General features: G+C 68.0%; 16 protein-coding genes. 4 read left to right on the top strand and 12 right to left on the bottom strand.

Annotated elements, in window-relative coordinates; genetic code table 11:
* Positions 1–85 precede the first annotated feature (85 nt).
* Both recG and J5F18_RS01645 read right to left on the bottom strand, forming a co-directional pair.
* Positions 86–2,179 carry an ATP-dependent DNA helicase RecG gene (gene recG / locus J5F18_RS01640; RefSeq protein ID WP_346300622.1) on the bottom strand — a complete coding sequence of 698 codons (2,094 nt, stop codon included), beginning with the start codon at positions 2,177–2,179 and terminating at the stop codon, positions 86–88.
* The gene (locus tag J5F18_RS01645) at positions 2,176–3,075 is read right to left on the bottom strand and encodes a LysR substrate-binding domain-containing protein (RefSeq protein WP_346300623.1); all 900 of its coding nucleotides are present in this window, start codon (positions 3,073–3,075) and stop codon (positions 2,176–2,178) included. The genes recG and J5F18_RS01645 overlap by 4 nt, the downstream gene beginning before the upstream one ends.
* A gap of 67 nt (positions 3,076–3,142) precedes the next feature.
* Between J5F18_RS01645 and J5F18_RS01650 the strand changes: the two genes are divergently transcribed.
* Positions 3,143–4,015: an SDR family oxidoreductase gene (locus tag J5F18_RS01650; protein WP_346300624.1), complete on the top strand. Its 873-nt coding sequence runs from the start codon at positions 3,143–3,145 to the stop codon at positions 4,013–4,015.
* Between the two features lie 333 nt (positions 4,016–4,348).
* Here the strand turns inward: J5F18_RS01650 and J5F18_RS01655 are convergent, their stop codons facing one another.
* From J5F18_RS01655 to gmk, 6 genes are all read right to left on the bottom strand, one after another.
* Entirely contained in the window at positions 4,349–4,873 is a 525-nt protein-coding gene (locus tag J5F18_RS01655) for an acyloxyacyl hydrolase (RefSeq protein ID WP_346300625.1), read from the bottom strand.
* Between the two features lie 20 nt (positions 4,874–4,893).
* Positions 4,894–5,403 carry an RNA 2',3'-cyclic phosphodiesterase gene (thpR, locus tag J5F18_RS01660; protein WP_346300626.1) on the bottom strand — a complete coding sequence of 170 codons (510 nt, stop codon included), beginning with the start codon at positions 5,401–5,403 and terminating at the stop codon, positions 4,894–4,896.
* Between the two features lie 7 nt (positions 5,404–5,410).
* Complete coding sequence (locus J5F18_RS01665; RefSeq protein WP_346300627.1) at positions 5,411–5,800, bottom strand: RidA family protein; 390 nt, start codon at positions 5,798–5,800, stop codon at positions 5,411–5,413.
* A gap of 100 nt (positions 5,801–5,900) precedes the next feature.
* Entirely contained in the window at positions 5,901–8,033 is a 2,133-nt protein-coding gene (locus J5F18_RS01670) for a bifunctional (p)ppGpp synthetase/guanosine-3',5'-bis(diphosphate) 3'-pyrophosphohydrolase (RefSeq protein ID WP_346300628.1), read from the bottom strand.
* Between the two features lie 66 nt (positions 8,034–8,099).
* Positions 8,100–8,357 carry a DNA-directed RNA polymerase subunit omega gene (rpoZ, locus tag J5F18_RS01675; protein WP_346300629.1) on the bottom strand — a complete coding sequence of 86 codons (258 nt, stop codon included), beginning with the start codon at positions 8,355–8,357 and terminating at the stop codon, positions 8,100–8,102.
* 160 nt (positions 8,358–8,517) lie between these two features.
* A complete protein-coding gene (gene gmk, locus J5F18_RS01680; protein WP_346300630.1) occupies positions 8,518–9,132 on the bottom strand; it encodes a guanylate kinase in 615 nt (204 codons plus the stop codon).
* A 201-nt stretch (positions 9,133–9,333) separates the two neighbouring features.
* Here gmk and J5F18_RS01685 point away from each other — a divergent pair, with 201 nt between their 5' ends.
* The 3 genes from J5F18_RS01685 to J5F18_RS01695 all read left to right on the top strand — a co-directional run bounded on the left by J5F18_RS01685 (position 9,334) and on the right by J5F18_RS01695 (position 14,205).
* Positions 9,334–12,045 carry an EAL domain-containing protein gene (locus J5F18_RS01685; RefSeq protein ID WP_346300631.1) on the top strand — a complete coding sequence of 904 codons (2,712 nt, stop codon included), beginning with the start codon at positions 9,334–9,336 and terminating at the stop codon, positions 12,043–12,045.
* A 597-nt stretch (positions 12,046–12,642) separates the two neighbouring features.
* The gene (locus J5F18_RS01690) at positions 12,643–12,816 is read left to right on the top strand and encodes a 3-keto-5-aminohexanoate cleavage protein (protein WP_346302154.1); all 174 of its coding nucleotides are present in this window, start codon (positions 12,643–12,645) and stop codon (positions 12,814–12,816) included.
* Between the two features lie 90 nt (positions 12,817–12,906).
* The gene (locus J5F18_RS01695; protein ID WP_346300632.1) at positions 12,907–14,205 is read left to right on the top strand and encodes an NAD(P)/FAD-dependent oxidoreductase; all 1,299 of its coding nucleotides are present in this window, start codon (positions 12,907–12,909) and stop codon (positions 14,203–14,205) included.
* Positions 14,206–14,636: 431 nt separating this feature from the next.
* Here J5F18_RS01695 and J5F18_RS01700 read toward each other — a convergent pair whose 3' ends face one another.
* From J5F18_RS01700 to J5F18_RS01715, 4 genes are all read right to left on the bottom strand, one after another.
* On the bottom strand, positions 14,637–15,080 hold the full coding sequence (locus J5F18_RS01700) for a DUF411 domain-containing protein (RefSeq protein ID WP_346300633.1): 444 nt from the start codon (positions 15,078–15,080) through the stop codon (positions 14,637–14,639).
* Complete coding sequence (locus tag J5F18_RS01705) at positions 15,077–15,238, bottom strand: hypothetical protein (RefSeq protein WP_346300634.1); 162 nt, start codon at positions 15,236–15,238, stop codon at positions 15,077–15,079. Before J5F18_RS01705 ends, J5F18_RS01700 begins: the two co-directional genes overlap by 4 nt.
* A gap of 81 nt (positions 15,239–15,319) precedes the next feature.
* A complete protein-coding gene (locus J5F18_RS01710; RefSeq protein WP_346300635.1) occupies positions 15,320–15,649 on the bottom strand; it encodes a hypothetical protein in 330 nt (109 codons plus the stop codon).
* Between the two features lie 269 nt (positions 15,650–15,918).
* Positions 15,919–16,341 (bottom strand): HAD-IC family P-type ATPase, encoded by a 423-nt coding sequence (locus J5F18_RS01715; RefSeq protein ID WP_346302155.1) that lies wholly within the window; start codon positions 16,339–16,341, stop codon positions 15,919–15,921.
* Positions 16,342–16,347: the final 6 nt, after the last annotated feature.

The raw sequence follows: 16,347 nt of genomic DNA on the forward strand, positions 1-16,347 counted from the left end.
TGGGTCGAGTCTGGCGGCGACCAGGTTGATAGAGGCATCCTCCTGCGGCGCTCGGCGCTCGGCGCTCGGCGCTCGGCGCTCGGCGCTACACCTGCCCATAGCGCCCTGCCGCCTCGCCCAGCCAGCGCCGGATCAGCGGCCGGCTCGCCTCGGGGTGGGTGGCGAGCAGCGCCTCGGCCAGGGGGGCGACGCGCTCCAGCAGGTCGGCGTCCCGCTCCAGGTCGGCGATCTTCATCTGGGCCAGGCCCGTCTGGCGGGTGCCCAGCACCTCGCCGGGGCCGCGCAGCTCCAGGTCCTTCTCGGCGATGCGAAAGCCGTCGTTGGTCTCGCGCATCACCGCCAGGCGTTCCTTGGAGGGGGCCGACAGCGGCGGGTGATAGAGCAGCACGCAGAAGCTCGCCGTGGCGCCGCGGCCCACCCGGCCGCGCAGCTGGTGCAGCTGGGAGAGCCCCAGCCGTTCCGGGTTCTCGATGATCATCAGGCTGGCGTTGGGCACATCGACCCCCACCTCGATCACCGTGGTGGCCACCAGCAGGTCCAGCTCCCCGGCCTTGAAGGCATCCATCACCGCGGCCTTCTCGGCGGCCTTCATGCGCCCGTGGACCAGGCCGATGGCGAGCTCCGGCAGCGCCTCGGTGAGCTCGTCGCGGGTCGCCTCGGCAGCCTGGCACTCCAGCGCCTCGGACTCCTCGATCAGGGTGCAGACCCAGTAGGCCTGGCGCCCCTCGGCGCAGGCGTGGCGGATGCGTGCCACCACCTCGGGGCGGCGCTCGTCGGGCACCGCTACCGTCTTCACCGGGGTGCGCCCGGGGGGCAGCTCGTCGATCACCGAAACGTCCAGGTCGGCATAGGCGCTCATCGCCAGGGTGCGGGGAATCGGCGTGGCGGTCATCACCAGCTGGTGGGGCGTCAGGCCGCCGGCCTCGCCCTTCTCACGTAGCGCCAGGCGCTGGTGGACGCCGAAGCGGTGCTGCTCGTCGACGATGGCCAGCCCCAGGCGCTGGAAGTGCACGTCGCCCTGGAAGAGCGCGTGGGTGCCCACCACCATGCGGGCGCGGCCGTCGAGGATCGCCGCCTTGGTGTCGAGCCGCGCCTTGCCCTTGAGCTTGCCGGAGAGCCAGGCCACCTCGATGCCCAGCGGTGCGAACCAGGCGCGGAAGGCGCGGTAGTGCTGCTCGGCGAGGATCTCGGTGGGCGCCATCATCGCCGCCTGACAGTCGCCGGCGATGGCCGAGAGCGCCGCCATGGCGGCCACCACCGTCTTGCCCGAGCCCACGTCGCCCTGCACCAGGCGCAGCATCGGCACCTCCCGGGCCAGGTCGGCGCCGATCTCGTCGAGCACCCGGCGCTGGGCGGCGGTCAGCGAGAAGGGCAGCTGGGTGAGGAAGCGTGCCTGCAGGCCGCGCCCCGAGGGCAGTGCCGGGGCGCCGTCCTCCTGGATGCGCAGGCGGACCTCCTGCAGGCTGAGCCGGTGGGCCAGCAGTTCCTCCAGGGCCAGGCGGCGGCTGGCGGGGTGGCGACCCCCGGCCAGCTGTTCGGGATCGATCTCCGGCGGCGGCTGATGCAGCACATGCAGGCAGTGGTGCAGCTCGGGCAGGCCGAAGCGGTCGCGCAGGTCCGGGGTGAGCCAGTCGGGCAGCGCCTCCGGATGGGCGTCGAGCCGTTCCAGGGCCTCCTCGATCAGCGCCCGCAGCCGGGTCTGGTGGAGCCCCTCGGTGGTGGGGTAGATGGGGGTGAGGTGATCCTCCACCGGCGGGGCGTCGGCCTTGAGCAGCCGGTACTCCGGATGATAGAGCTCGAGTCCGGTGGCCCCGGCACGAGCCTCGCCGAAGCAGCGCAGCCAGGTGCCGGGCTGGAACTGCTGCTGCTGGGCCGGCGAGAAGTGGAAGAAGCGCAGACTGATCAGGCCCGAGCCGTCGCGCAGCCGCACCAGCAGGCTGCGCCGTCGGCCGCGTACCACCTCGGCGGCCACCACCTCGCCCTCCACCACCGCCTCGTGGCCGGCGCGCAGGGTGCCGATGGGGGTGATGCGGGTGCGATCCTGATAGCGCAGCGGCAGGTGGAAGAGCAGGTCGGCCACGCTCTCGATACGCAGCCGGGCCAGCTTCAGCGCCAGCGCCTCGCCGACCCCCTTGAGCGCGGCAACCGGCGCCTCGAGTGCCTTCCCGTCGGCGCTCATGCCGGTGCGGGGTCGGCCTCGCGGCAGCGGGCGATGGCGGCGGTGACGGCATCGATCGCCTTGGGCCGCGGGAAGCTGGCCCGCCAGGCGATGGCCACGGTGCGCGAGGGGGCGGGGGGGGCGAAGGGGCGGCTGACCAGCAGGCCGCTTTCGTAGTGGATGGTGCCGATGGCGGAACGCGGCAGTACGGTGATACCCAGCTTCGAGGCCACCATGTGGCGGATGGTCTCCAGCGATCCCCCCTCGGCGGTGAGGGTGTTGGAGGGGCTCGCGAGCTTCTGGCTGATCGCCGGGCAGGCCTCGAGGATCTGATCGCGGAAGCAGTGTCCTTCGCCCAGCAGCAGCAGCCGCTCCTTGAGCAGCTCCTCCTTGTGGATGGCCTCGCGCTCGGCCCAGGGGTGGTCAGCCGGAATCAGCACCTCGAACGCCTCCTCGTAGGTCTCGGTGAAGGGCAGCGCCACGATGATGGCATCGAGCTCGCCGCTTCTCAGCTTGCGACGCAGGTTGCCGGTGAAGCCCTCCTCGATGTAGAGCGGCATCTGCGGGGCTTGGCGGCGCAGCTCGGGCACCAGGTGCGGGAAGAGGTAGGGGCCGATGGTGTAGATGGCACCGAGGCGCAGGGGGCTGGCCAGCTGATCCTTGCCGGCGTTGGCCAGCTCTCGGATCACGCTGGTCTGCTCCAGAACCCGCTGGGCCTGCTCGACGATCTTCTCGCCCAGGGGTGTTACCTGGACGGTGGACTTGGAGCGCTCGAACAGGGCGACTCCCAGTTCCTCCTCGAGCTTCTTCACCGCCACCGACAGGGTCGGCTGGGAGACGAAGCAGCGCTCGGCGGCGCGCCCGAAGTGGCGCTCCTGGGCCAGTGTCACGATGTAGCGGAGTTCTGTTAGAGTCATTGGGGTTGCCTTGCAGGCATCCTTTTGAAAATCCAATAGGGACTTTTTATCAGGGGGCAGGGAAAAGGTGAAGACGACAACGCTAATTCTGGGCTGTGGGGACATCGGGGTGACATTGGGCCAGCGGCTGCTGGCGGCCGGCCAGCGGGTCGTCGGCGTGCGCCGCAACGCGGCGGCGCTGGCGGACAGCGGCCTGGAGGCCGTCAGCGCGGACTTCGCCGACCCCGCCACCCTCACGGAGCTGCCGGATGCCGAAGTGCTGGTCTACGTGGCCAGCGCCGACCGCTTCGAGGAGGAGGCCTACCGCGCCGCCTATCTGGAAGGGCTCAAGGCGGTGCTCGGCGAGTTCGCCGGGCGAGACCGGCCTCCGCGGCGCGTCTTCTTCGTCTCGTCCACCAGCGTCTATCCCCAGCAGGCGGGTGAGGTCGTCGACGAGGCGAGTCCCGCCGAACCCAGCGGCTTCGCCGGCGCGCTGCTGCGCGAGGCCGAGCGGACACTCCTCGAGCATCCGCGGCCCGGCACCGTGGTGCGCTTCTCGGGCATCTATGGCCCCGGCCGTGACCGCCTCATTCGCCAGGTCAGCGAGGGACGCATCGCCCCGGCCAGCCCCGCCATGTACACCAACCGCATCCATCGCGACGACTGCGCCGGCGTGCTGGCCCACCTGATCGAGCGCACCCTGGCCGACGAGCCGGTCGACGATCTCTACCTGGCCAGCGACTGCGAGCCGGCGCCGCTCCACGAGGTGATGGCCTGGCTGGCAAGGCAGCTCAAGGTGGAGGCCACCGAGACCATCCAGTCGCCGCTGCGCCGCCGCGCCAGCAAGCGCTGCAGCAACGCCCGCCTGCTGGCCAGTGGCTACGAGTTCCGCTATCCCAGCTATCGAGAGGGCTACGCCCAGGTGCTGAAGGAAGGGGGCTTTTTGCCCGAGAAGGCGTGAAGTTGCCCAATAAATTGGTTCTGGTATGGATCGATCTGTTCTACAGGCGGTTCAGTGTGGGAGGCCGGCTTTGCCGGACGAATGGAGGCCGGAGGACTCCCTGGCGGCAGGTGCAAGAGTAGGCAACACCGCAGGGGCGCCTTCGGCGCCATTCGCTCGGGGGACCCAAGCTCCCACAAGGCAGTTGCACGCCAATCTTCGAAGACTCATTAAACTGGGCTACTGTTGACGATGTTGTGCCCGAGCACAGTCAGAGCGGGAAGCGATAGCCCAGCATCAGGGTCTCGACGCTGTGAATTAGAGAGCGGTCGCTTGATCCCCGGAAGGCTGGGTTTACAGCGGAAAGCGGTAGCCCAGCATCAGGGTCTCGACGCCGTCATTCGGTCGCTTGATGCCGGCGTTGGAGTAGTGGGTCAGCGCCAGTGAGAGCTCCCCGCCGGCCCAGGGCATCCCCACCGCCAGGCGGTCTTCGAACTGGAAGGCGGTGGAGAGGTTGCGCGTCTCCACCCGGGTCTTGAGGAAGAGGGCGGCGCCGATGCCGCCTTCCAGGAACGGCTCCCGCCCAGCGGCGAAGGTCCAGCGCAGCGCGGGTGCCAGGGTCAGGGCGGCGTTGCCGTCTTCCTCCTCGCTGGCGAGCAGCAGCAGACCGCCAGCGAGGCGCAGCGACAGCCGCTCATGAAGCCGCTCCAGAGGCAGCCGGCGATCCAGCTCCGCCTTGACGGCGGCAGTGGATTCGCTGGTCGCTCCGGCGGCGAGGGTGAGGTCGGCGCCCGCCGAAGGGGTAATGAGGGGGGCTATGGTCAGCTGGCCGGCGACAAGCAGGCCGAGGGCGGCTGCCCGGCTCGCAGAACGAGACATTCCCGGTTCCCGTGCATGGCTCAGCGGGAGCGCGCCAGGCTGACATAGCGGCTGCCCCGATCATCGCTGAGCGATTGGATAAGGTGCAGACGATTATAGCGCCAGCGCAGGGCCGGTGCCGGCAGCCGGGCTGGCTCGAAGCGCCGGGCGCGGCGCAGCAGGGTGACGTGGGGCACATAGCGGGCGGGGCGCCCCGCGAACCGCCGGCCCTCCAGCGCCTCCCATAGCCGCCCGTGCAGGGCCGTCAGCGCCGGATCCGACGCCTGTCCACCCACCCAGACGATGCCCGGGCGGTGGAAGTGGCCCCAGGCGTCCAGCCGCCACTCCCCGGGCGGCACCGCGAGGCGGCCCACCCACTCGACCAGCTCCGTCGCCTGCGCCTCGCTCACCTCGCCGAGAAAGGCCAGGGTCAGGTGCAGGCTCTCGTCCGGCATGCGCCGCCCGCCGCAGCGGGCGTGGGCCGCATCGGCCAGCTGCCCGAGTCGCTCGCGCAGCCCGGGCGGCGGCACGAGCGCCAGAAAGAGCCTCATGCTCCTGTCAGTCGCCGATGACCATCACGGCTTCTGCCTCGAACTGGGCGCCCTTGGGCAGCGCCTTGACGCCCACCGCGGCGCGGGCCGGGTAGGGCTTCTCGAAGACCTCCTCCATCACCTTGTTGACGATGGCGAAGTTGTCCAGGTCCACCAGGTAGAGGTTCAGCTTGACGATCTCGCCCAGCGAGCCCGCGGCCTCCTCGCAGACGGCCTTGAGATTGGTGAAGACCTGGCGCGCCTGGGTCTCGAAGTCCTCGGAGACGATCTCCATGGTGGCCGGGTCCAAGGGGATCTGGCCGGAGAGGTAGACGGTGTTGCCGGCCTTGATGGCCTGGGAGTAGGGGCCGATGGCGGCGGGCGCCTGGTCGGTGTTGATCACGGCCTTGTTGCTCATGGTGTGCTCCATTGGGGTGGGTTGCCGATTCGAGTGATGATGACGGGGTAATAACAAGTGGCCCGGCCGCCCGCGGGCGATGCCGGGCCGTCGGGGGAACTCAGTTACCGACGCGGCTGATCCGGCCGATATGGGAGAGGTTGCGCAGCCGCTTGATGATCCGCGCCAGGTGCACGCGATTGCGTACCGCCAGGGTCAGGTGGACCGTGGCCAGGCGCGCGTCGCGCTCCTCGATGCCGATGCGTTCGATGTTGGCGTCGGCGTCGGTGACCAGGCCCGCCAGCTCGGCCACCAGGCCACGGCGGCTCTCCACCTCCAGGCGCAGGGCGACCGGGAAGTCCTCGTCGATCTGGTCGGACCATTCGAGGGCGAACAGCTTGTCGGGGTAGCCCTTCAGTTCGCCCAGGTTGCGGCACTCGGCGCGGTGCACCACGATGCCTTTACCCACCGAGAGATGCCCGATGACCGGGTCGCCGGGCAGCGGGTGGCAGCAGCGGGCGAACTTGATCACCATGCCCTCGGCGCCGCTGATCACGATGGGGCCATGGGAGCGCGGCTCCGCTTCGCCCGCCGGCGACTCGCCGGGCAGCAGATCGAGCAGGCGACGCGCCACCACGTGGGCGACCCGGCTGCCCAGTCCGATAGACTCCAGCAGGGTCTCTTCGCTCTTCAGCGAAAGCTCGGCCAGCAGGGAGGCCAGCGGCCCCTTGGGCAGCTCCTCCAGGCTGGTTTCGAACTCCGCCAGTGACTTGTTGAGCAGCCTCCTGCCCAGCTGCACCGCCTCGGTCTGCTGCTGGTGCTTGAGGGCGTGGCGGATCGCCGAGCGCGCCTTGGCGGTGGCCACGAAGCTGAGCCAGGCGAGGTTGGGACGTGCCCCCGGGGCGGTGATGATCTCCAGGGTCTGGCCGCTCTCCAGGCGGGTGGAGAGCGGGGCCAGGTGGCGATCGATGCGACAGGCGATGGTGCTGTTGCCGATATCGGTGTGCACGCTGTAGGCGAAGTCGATCACCGTAGCACCCTGGGGCAACTCCATGATGTCGCCCTTGGGGGTGAAGACGTAGATGTCATCGGGGAAGAGGTCGTTCTTGACGTGCTCGATGAACTCCAGCGAGTCCCCGGCATGGCGCTGCATCTCCAGCAGTCCCTTGACCCAGGCCCGGGCCCGGGCGTGGCTGCCCTCGGCGATGGGGTGCTGGGTCTGGCCGGCCTTGTAGAGCCAGTGGGCGGCGATGCCGTTGTTGGCCATGGCCTCCATCTCGCGGGTGCGGATCTGCACCTCGATGGGCATGCCGCCGGCACCGAACAGGGTGGTATGCAGGCTCTGGTAGCCGTTGGCCTTGGGGATGGCGATATAGTCCTTGAAGCGTCCGGGGACCGGCTTGTAGAGGTTGTGCACCACGCCGAGGATGCGGTAGCAGCTGTCCACGTCCTCGGTAATGATGCGAAAGCCGAAGACGTCCATGATCTCGTTGAACGACTTGCGCTGGTCGCGCATCTTCTTGTAGATCGACAGCAGGTGCTTCTGGCGGCCCACCACGGTGCCGGGCAGCCCCTCGTCGTCGAGGCTCTGCTGCAGGGCGTTCTGGACCTGGCGGATCGCCCAGCGGCGGTGGCCGCGGGCGCTGGAGACGGCGCGCTTGATGCGCTCGGCACGCATCGGGTGCAGGGCCTGGAAGGAGAGGTCCTCGAGCTCCACCCGGATGGTGTTGATGCCCAGGCGGCTGGCGATGCGGGCGTAGATCTCCAGGGTCTCGCGGGCGATGCGGCGCTTCTTCTCGGGACGCAGGGCACCCAGGGTGCGCATGTTGTGCAGGCGGTCGGCCAGCTTGACGATGATCACGCGAATGTCCCGCGACATCGCCAGCACCATCTTCTGGAAGTTCTCGGCCTGGGCGACCGCCTTGTCCTCGAAGGCGATCTGGGTCAGCTTGGAGACCCCGTCCACCAGTTCCGCCACCGGCTTGCCGAACTGCCTGGCCAGCGCCTCCTTGCCGACCCCGGTGTCCTCGATGACGTCGTGCAGCATGGCCGCCATCAGGCTCTGGTGGTCCATGTGCATGTTGGCCAGGATATTGGCCACCGCCAGGGGATGGGTCACATAGGGCTCGCCGGAGCGACGGCGCTGGCCGTCGTGGGCCTGCTCGGCGTAGTAGAAGGCGCGCTTGACCTGCTGGATCTCATTGTGGGGGAGGTAGCCGCCGAGACGGTCGGCCAGGTCATCGATGGTGAACATGCGGCGCGCCCTGGTTCCTGCGTGAGTGCCCGGGAATGGATGACGGCGCCGCGGCGCCGTCGGGAATCACTCCTCCGCGGTGCCGTAGTGGGGCTCGCGGGTCGGGCGCACGGCGGCTTCCATCGGCTCGTCGAGGACGCTCTCGTCGACCAGGCCGGCGGCGATCTCGCGCAGCGCGACCACGGTGGGCTTGTCGTTTTCCCAGGGCAGATGGGCATCGCGGGAGCCGCGGGCCAGTTGGCGGGCACGCTGGGTGGAGATCATCACCAGCTTGAAGCGGTTCTCGACGTTTTCCAGACAATCTTCGACTGTGACTCGCGCCATGGATGCCTTCCTGAAAGCTTGCGGGAACCCGACAGCGCGCACGGGTATGACGCGCGGGCAGGGCTCCACCTAATATGGGTAGACCCGATAGGTTACTCGACGCCTGGTTCCCGTGACAAGGGCCGCGAGGCCGGCGGGGGCCGGGTCCGGCCCCCGGAGATCATGACAGCAGCGCCTCCAGCAGCGGGGCGTGGGCGGCGCTGGCACGCTGAGTGGCCAGGCGCTGGGTGATCACCAGCGCCTGGAGCTCGCGCAGCGCCGTGGTGAAGTCGTCATTGACCACCAGGTAGTCGTACTCGTCGTGGTGGGACATCTCGCTGACCGCGTCACGCATGCGCCGGGCGATCACCGCATGCTCGTCGGTGCCGCGGCTCGCCAGGCGGCGCTCCAGCTCGTCCCGGGAGGGGGGCAGGATGAAGATCGACACCGCTTCCGGCAGCTGGCTGCGCACCTGGCGGGCGCCCTGCCAGTCGATTTCGAGGATCACGTCCTGGCCGGCGTCCAGCGCGGCCCGCACGGCGGGGCGCGAGGTGCCATAGTAGTTGTCGAAGACCCGGGCGTGCTCGAAGAACTCGCCGCGCTCGATCATCGCCTCGAAGGCCGGCACGTCAACGAAGTGGTAGTTGACGCCGTTCACCTCGCCGGGCCGCCGCTCGCGGGTGGTGTGTGATACCGAGACCTGGATGCCGTCGAGGCTCTCGATCAGCTCGCGCACCAGGCTGGTCTTGCCGGCGCCTGAGGGGGCGGAAACGATGAAGAGGGTACCCTGGGGCATGGTCGACATCCCTGTTTGGCAACTGGTGGCATGGGCCGTGAGGAAAGCGCGCAGTATCGCATGAAACCACGACCCGCTGCAGCGTCGGACGCCCAGGGGCGCGCCAGCCTGACGCCCAGGCGACCCGGTCGCCCCGGTTCGTGTAAGCTCGGGCGTCGACGTCACGCTAATCGAGTCACGACCCGACAGGAAGGCCCTGCCATGAACGCTCGCCTGACCGCCGAAGCGGCCTTTCGCCAGCTCGCCGATGGAATGTCGCGGGCGGGTACGGAGGCCTTCTTCCCTGCCCTGGTGGAGCACCTGGCGGCGATCCTCGACGTGGATCACGTGCTGGTGGCCCGGGTGGAGCCGGCGCATCAGGCGCAGACCCTGGCGGTCTGGTCCCGCGGCGCCCTGCGGCCCAATCTCCGCTACGACCTGGCGGGCACGCCCTGCGAGACCGTCAGCGGCCGCCGGCCCTGCCTCTATCCCCGCGAGGTGCAGCAGCGCTTCCCCGAGGATGCCCTGCTGAAGGAGCTCGGCGCCGAGGGCTATATGGGCTTGCCGCTCTTCGGCCTGGACGGGACGCCCCTGGGGCTGCTGGCCCTGCTCAGGAACGCCCCGATGGCGCTCTCGGGGCTGGAGGAGGAGATCCTGCATATCGCGGCCGCCCAGGCCGGCGCGGAGATCGAGCGCTGCCTGGCCAACCGGTCGCTGCTGGAGAGCGAGGCCAACGCTCGAGAGAGCGAGCGGCGCCTGGAGACGCTGCTCAACCACCTGCCCGGCATGGCCTATCGCGGCCTCAATGATGCCGACTGGACCATGCTGGTGGTCAGCCAGGGGGCGCTGGCCCTGACCGGCTACCCGCCCGCGGCCCTGATCCACAGCCGCGAGGTGAGCCTTGCCGCGCTGATCCATCCCGCCGACCGCCAGCCGGTGGCCGAGGCCGTCGCCAAGGCCGTGGCGTGCCGCTCGCCCTTCCGCCTTATCTATCGGCTGCGCACCGCCGGCGGCCAGCTGCGCTGGATGCTGGAGCAGGGGCAGGCGATCCCCGATACGCAGGGTGACGCCCTCTACCTGGAAGGCTTCATCACCGACATCACCGAGCAGTACGAGGCCCAGCGCGTGCAGGAGGCGGTGACGCGCGTCGCCTCGGCCGTCACGACCCGCATCGGCGATGACTACTTCCATCAGCTGACCCGAGAGCTGACGGAGATCCTCGAAGCCGATGCGGCCATCATCGCCACCCTGGAGGGTGCCCCGGGGGCCGCGGTCGAGGCGAGGGGCTCGGTCCCCCTGCGCTTGAGCACCCTGAGCGCCTACGGGGAGGCGCGTCGTCTCGCCGACTACCCCTTCGACCTGGTCGGCTCCCCCTTCGAGCCCCTGGCCGAGTCCCGGGAGGTGGTGATCCGCGAGCGGGCCCAGGCCTGGCTGCCTGGGGTGGATGGGCACTTCGCGGCCTGGGTCGGGCGGCGCCTGGAGACGACCCGGGGCGAGACGGTGGGGGCGATCCTGGTGCTCTACCGGGAGCCGCCCGATGCCAATGCGTTCGCCACCTCGGTGCTGCGCATTCTCTCCACCGGTGCCGCGGCGGAGATCGAGCGGCGCCAGGATCACCGCCGCATGCAGCAGCTGGCCTACTTCGATGGCACCACGGGCCTGGCCAACCGGGTCCGCTTCATGGAGAACCTCCAGCGGATGCGCCAGGCCGCGGAGCGTGCCCAGACCCCCCTGGCGCTGCTGCTGCTGGACCTTCGCCGCTTCAAGGAGATCAACGACCTGCATGGCCACCAACTGGGGGACAAGCTGCTGGCCGGCGTGGCCGATCGCCTGCAGGGTGCGGTGGTCAACGGGGAGGCGCTGGCCAGGCTCTCCGGGGATGAGTTTGCGCTGCTGGTGCCGAACGCCTCCGAGCGCGTGACCCGGGAGAGCGTGGAGCGGATGCGCGAGGTCATCGGTCGTCCCATCCACCTGGGGCGCCGCACCTTCGCCCTGAAAGTCTCGATCGGCCTGGCCCGCTACCCCCGGGACGCGCTGACGCCGGGCGAGCTGTTCAAGGCCGCCAGCATCGCCCTCTACCACGCCAAGCGCGACGAGGAGGGGGTGTGTCCCTTCAGCGCCTCGATGACCCATGAGCTGGCGCGCCGTCAGCAGATGACCGAGCGCCTGGAGCGGGCGATTGCCGAGGATGCCCTGTCCCTGAACTTCCAGCCCCAGGTCGACCTGCGCAGCGGGCGGCTGACCGGCGCCGAGGCGCTCTGCCGCTGGCACGATGACGCCTGGGGCTGGGTCAGCCCCGGGGAGTTCATCCCCCTGGCCGAGGAGCGGGGCCTGATCCGGCCCCTGGGGGACTGGGTGCTGCAGCGGGCCACCCGGCAGCTGCTCAGCTGGCGCCAGGCCGGCCTGCGGCTCCCGGGGCAGCTCTCGATCAATATCTCCGCCCAGCAGTTCGCCGACCCGCGTCTCGCCGAGCGTATCGGCATGCTGACCGATGGCCTGCCGCCCTCGGCCATTGCCCTGGAGCTCACCGAGAGCGACTTCATGCGTGACCCGGAGCAGGCGGTGGCGACGACCCGCGCCCTGAACCAGGCGGGCTTTCTGCTGGCCATCGATGACTTCGGCACCGGCTATTCGTCGCTGGCCTACCTGCGGCGCTTCGCCGCCCATTCCCTGAAGATCGATATCTCCTTCGTGCGCCACATGCTGGAGAGTGAGCACGACCGCGCCATCGTGGAGACCATCATCGCCATGGCCCAGGCGCTGGGGATGAAGACGGTAGCGGAAGGCGTCGAGACCGCCGACCAGGCCGCCACCCTGGCGGCGATGGGCTGCGATGAGGCCCAGGGCTTCCACTTCGGGCGACCGCAGACGGCTGAGGCCTTCGCCGAGCGCTGGGGTGATCACTTGCACGATCACCATCAGGACCCTTCATGACGATTAGCAGCACCGCGAGATCATCATTCACCGGGGACTGATAGATGGAGCCGTAGTACTCCCCAGACGCAATGGCGTCATAGCCGATATCGAATTTGGTGTCACCAATGAACACGATATCGACATTTTCGTTCGCGTCCGCGGCTACCACAAAGGTTCTTTCATAGGCCGTTTGGTAGCTGTCGACTCCGACATCATTTTGAGTGATTCCGATCCGATAGGGGCTTCGGCATGGCGGCAGGTTTGCTATCGACTGAAAGGCTGGTGAGCAGAACTGCCACAACGCGGTCGTGATGAAGAAATAACCATTCTGGTTATTTTGCTCGGCCAGCCATTGGACAACCCTACTTTCATTACGGTGTACTCGACCTCAACAGTGAGTCCGGTTGCCTGTCCGCCGAGGAAAACCGGTAAACGCCTGGAGGCAGCTCGTCATGTCCAACCCCTGCATCATCTGTGTAGCCATTACCGGCAGCGTGCCGCGCAAGGAAAACAACCCTGCCCTGCCCGTACCATCGAAGAGCAAATAGAGGGCACCCTGGCGGCATTCGAGGCCGGAGCGAGCATCGCCACCAGATCCTCCTGAACGAATGGTCTATCGCCGCTGGGGGCCACACCCGGACTGGCCTCGGGGACAGCCTGCGACGCGACCGCGCTACCCTGGCACCCAACGCCGCCCTCGTGGAACGGGCAGCCGCGCTCTGCGAAAAGTGCGTCCCGTTGCTTCCTGGCAAGAGGCCAGGGGCATCCTCGGCCTGGGATAGCCAGTAGGTCGCTGACCGTCAAAGCTGAGTCGATGTCGCGAACCATCTGCCGGTGCACCCGGCCCAACAGGGTTTCCCTTTTTTCGAGGAGCTGTTCATGGACGTGCCAAGAATCGTGGTAGTGGGTGGAGGTGCCGGTGGGCTGGAACTGGTCAGTCGTCTGGGCCGAAAGCTGGGGCGGCGCGGCAAAGCAGAGATCGTGCTGGTTGATCGCAATACTACGCACATCTGGAAACCCCTCTTGCATGAGGTGGCGACGGGTGCCCTCGATTCCGGTCTCGACGAGGTCTCCTACCAAGGGCACGCCGGCGACAACGGCTACCGGTTCCAGCGTGGGACCCTGTCCGGGCTGGATCGTGAAAATCGCCAGTTGAACCTGGCTCCCGTCCTCGATGAGCACGGTGCGGTAGTCCTGCCCTCACGCACCCTGGACTATGATGTCCTGGTGCTCTCCCTGGGCAGTGTCAGCAATGACTTCGGGACACCGGGCGTCTCCGAGCACTGCCACTTCCTCGACAGTCCTGCCCAGGCGGAGGCCTTTCGGCATGACATGCTCAACACCTTCCTGCGATACAGCGACCCCCAGCAGCAGCGCCTCTCCCGATTGACTGTCGGCATCGTCGGTGCCGGTGCCACCGGCGTGGAGTTGGCCGCCGAGCTCTATGATGCCTCGCGGATCCTAAACAGCTATGGCTTCACCTCCTTGGACAGCAGCCAACTGGAGGTTCATCTTGTCGAGGCCGCCACGGATATCCTGCCGGTGCTGCCCGAACGCATTCGCAAGGCGGTGGCCGCCGAGCTGACCAAGCTGGGCGTCGAATTGCATGTCGGAACTCGAGTCACCAGCGTCGAGGAGGGCGTGGTCGTCACCCAGGACGGGACACACATCGAGACCGACCTCTGCGTCTGGGCCGCCGGCATCAAGGCGCCGGAAATCCTTTCGACCCTGGGTCTTACCACGGAATCCAATCATCGCATCAAGGTGTTTGCCACCCTGCAGAGCCTCGATGATCCGAACATCTTCGTCTTCGGTGACTGTGCCAGTTGTTCCCAGGAAGATGGTTCCACTGTGCCGCCCAGGGCCCAGGCCGCGCACCAGCAGGCCCTACTTCTCTCGCGCAACCTGTGTGCCCGGTTGGACGGCAAGCCGCTGAAACCCTTCGTCTATCGGGATCGTGGTTCGCTGATCTCGCTTGCCCATTTCGATGCCGTCGGCAGCCTGATGCGCGGGGCCTCTGCACGCAGCCTCTTCCTGGAGGGCCACCTAGCGAAGTTCTTCTATGCGTCGCTGTATCGCATGCACCAACGGGCAATTCACGGCACGGTCAAGACGGGCCTGATGGTGATCGTCGACGGGCTCAATTTCTTCCTCAAGCCACGCATGAAACTGCACTGAATCACAAAGCTCATGTTACCCAACTCACTCAACCCAACAGGCGGCGCCCCCTATCCCGGACATTGCACCGGGCATGAAAAATGCGGATGAAAATCGCTTATAATTCAGGAGATTAGACAAGAATTAGCCAGCAAGGTCGCCATGAGAAAACGTACCATGCCCGCTGCCTCCTTTACCACGCTGCAAAGGCTGCCTGATCGTCGCCAGCGTCGATGGCGGTGACGTTACCTCCGATAGCGAGCAGGTGCCGATACTGACCATGATGTGCAACGGCGAGCGGCCCCCTCCTGCTCCAGCATTGGGGTGGTGGACAGGAGCCTGTGAAACCGCTCGGTGGCATGCTGCGATTTCACCACGATGACCATCGATACAAATAATAGACCGCTTACCTCAACGGTGAAGCGGCCTTTCTCTACTGCCAAAGTGATGGGTTACAGGGTCATGAAGGGTTTGGCCTCACCGTCGCGGAACTGATAGATCTCCCAGTCGCCCTGCTTGGGTCCGGGCATGCCCGGGGTGCCGATGGGCATGCCGGCCAGGCCGATGCCGCGGGTGTCCGGGCGCTCCTCGAAGAGCGTCTCCACCGCCTCGAAGGGCACGTGCCCCTCGATGGCGTAGCCGCCCATCTGGATGGTGTGGCAGGAGCCGTGGCCGTAGGGCAGGCCGACGCGCTGCTTGATCCGGCCCACCTCGACATCGTCGATGACCTTCACCTCGACCCCGCGGGCCTCCAGCTGGCGGGCATATTCGCCACAGCAGCCGCACTCGGGGTTCATGTAGAGGGTCGCCTTGTCCGGGAGCGCGGCCTGGGCCGCGGAGGTGGCGCCCAGCAGCAGGGCGGCGGAGAGCATGAGCGTGGAGCCGAGGCGGTTCATGAGCGGGCCTCCGGAAGGTCGCGGGACGTGGGACGTGGCGTGAACAGGTACTTGGCCAGGGCGGCGATGCCGAAGCCGAGCAGGGTGAGCATGGCGATGGGCATGATCCAGCCCAGCCAGGGCAGGTTGCCCATCAGGGCGAGACAGGTATTGAGCATGGGAATATCTCCTGACGAACGGGTACGAGGTGTTCGGGAAGGCGAGCGGCCTTCAGGGCGGAGGCATCCGCCCGCGTTCGTTCAGGCTCTGGGAGGGCGCCTGGGGGGCAGGGGATGGTGCACGACCAGCGCCTTCCCCGGGGTGGCGGTCAGCGGGGTGGGGTCACCCGAGGCCAGCAGGCGCTGGGGAACCGGGGCGATGCAGGTGGCGCAGTGGGCCGCGTCATCGCCATGATCCCCGGCCTGGCCCTCATCGGCCATCCACTCGGCGGTGATCCCGCAGTCGCCGGACGCTGTCGGGGGGGCGGCATGGCTCGACAGGGCGGCCATCGCCAGCAGCACCGCCAGCAGGATCGCCAGCCAGCGGCCTCCCGGGCGTTGCCTCAGCGATGGGTGATCGAGCCGTGTCATGATGGACTCCCCTGATTCAGGCCTACAGCTTGCCTCGGTTCGGGCGAGACTGCCTTGATCCAGCGCAATTCCGCCGCCGCGGATGGGGCCTCCTCAGTCGTCGTGCTGCTGGCCGTGGCGATGCACGAACAGATGCAGCCCCAGGCAGAGTGCCATCGGCAGCAGCAGCAGCCAGGTGCCGGCGCCGAAGGGGTTGCCGCGCCACAGCACGATGAGCATGGCCACGCCCATCAGCACCAGGCAGGCGGTCATCAGCCAGTGGTGACGGTTCATGTCGATTCTCCTTGGGGGGTCTCGCGGATAAAGCGCCGCTTGAGCAGCAGCGAGTTGCCGATGACCGAAAGCGAGCTCGCCGTCATGGCGATCACCCCGATCATCGGGTGCAGCAGGCCCATGGCGGCCATGGGGATCGCCGCCACGTTGTAGCCGCTGGCCCAGATCAGGTTCTGGACGATCTTGCCGAAGGTGGCGCGGCTGAGGTGCATCGCCTCCACCACGCCGGTGAGCTCGCCGCGCACCAGGGTCACGTCGGCGGCCTCGATGGCCACGTCGGCGCCGGCACCGATGGCGATGCCGACGTTGGCCTGGGTCAGCGCCGGGGCATCGTTGATGCCGTCGCCGACCATGGCCACGTGGTCGCCGTGCTTCGCCTGCAGCGCTCGGATGGCGTCGACCTTGCCCTCCGGCAGCACGCCGGC

The sequence above is a fragment of the Halomonas sp. BM-2019 genome, from assembly GCF_017584085.1.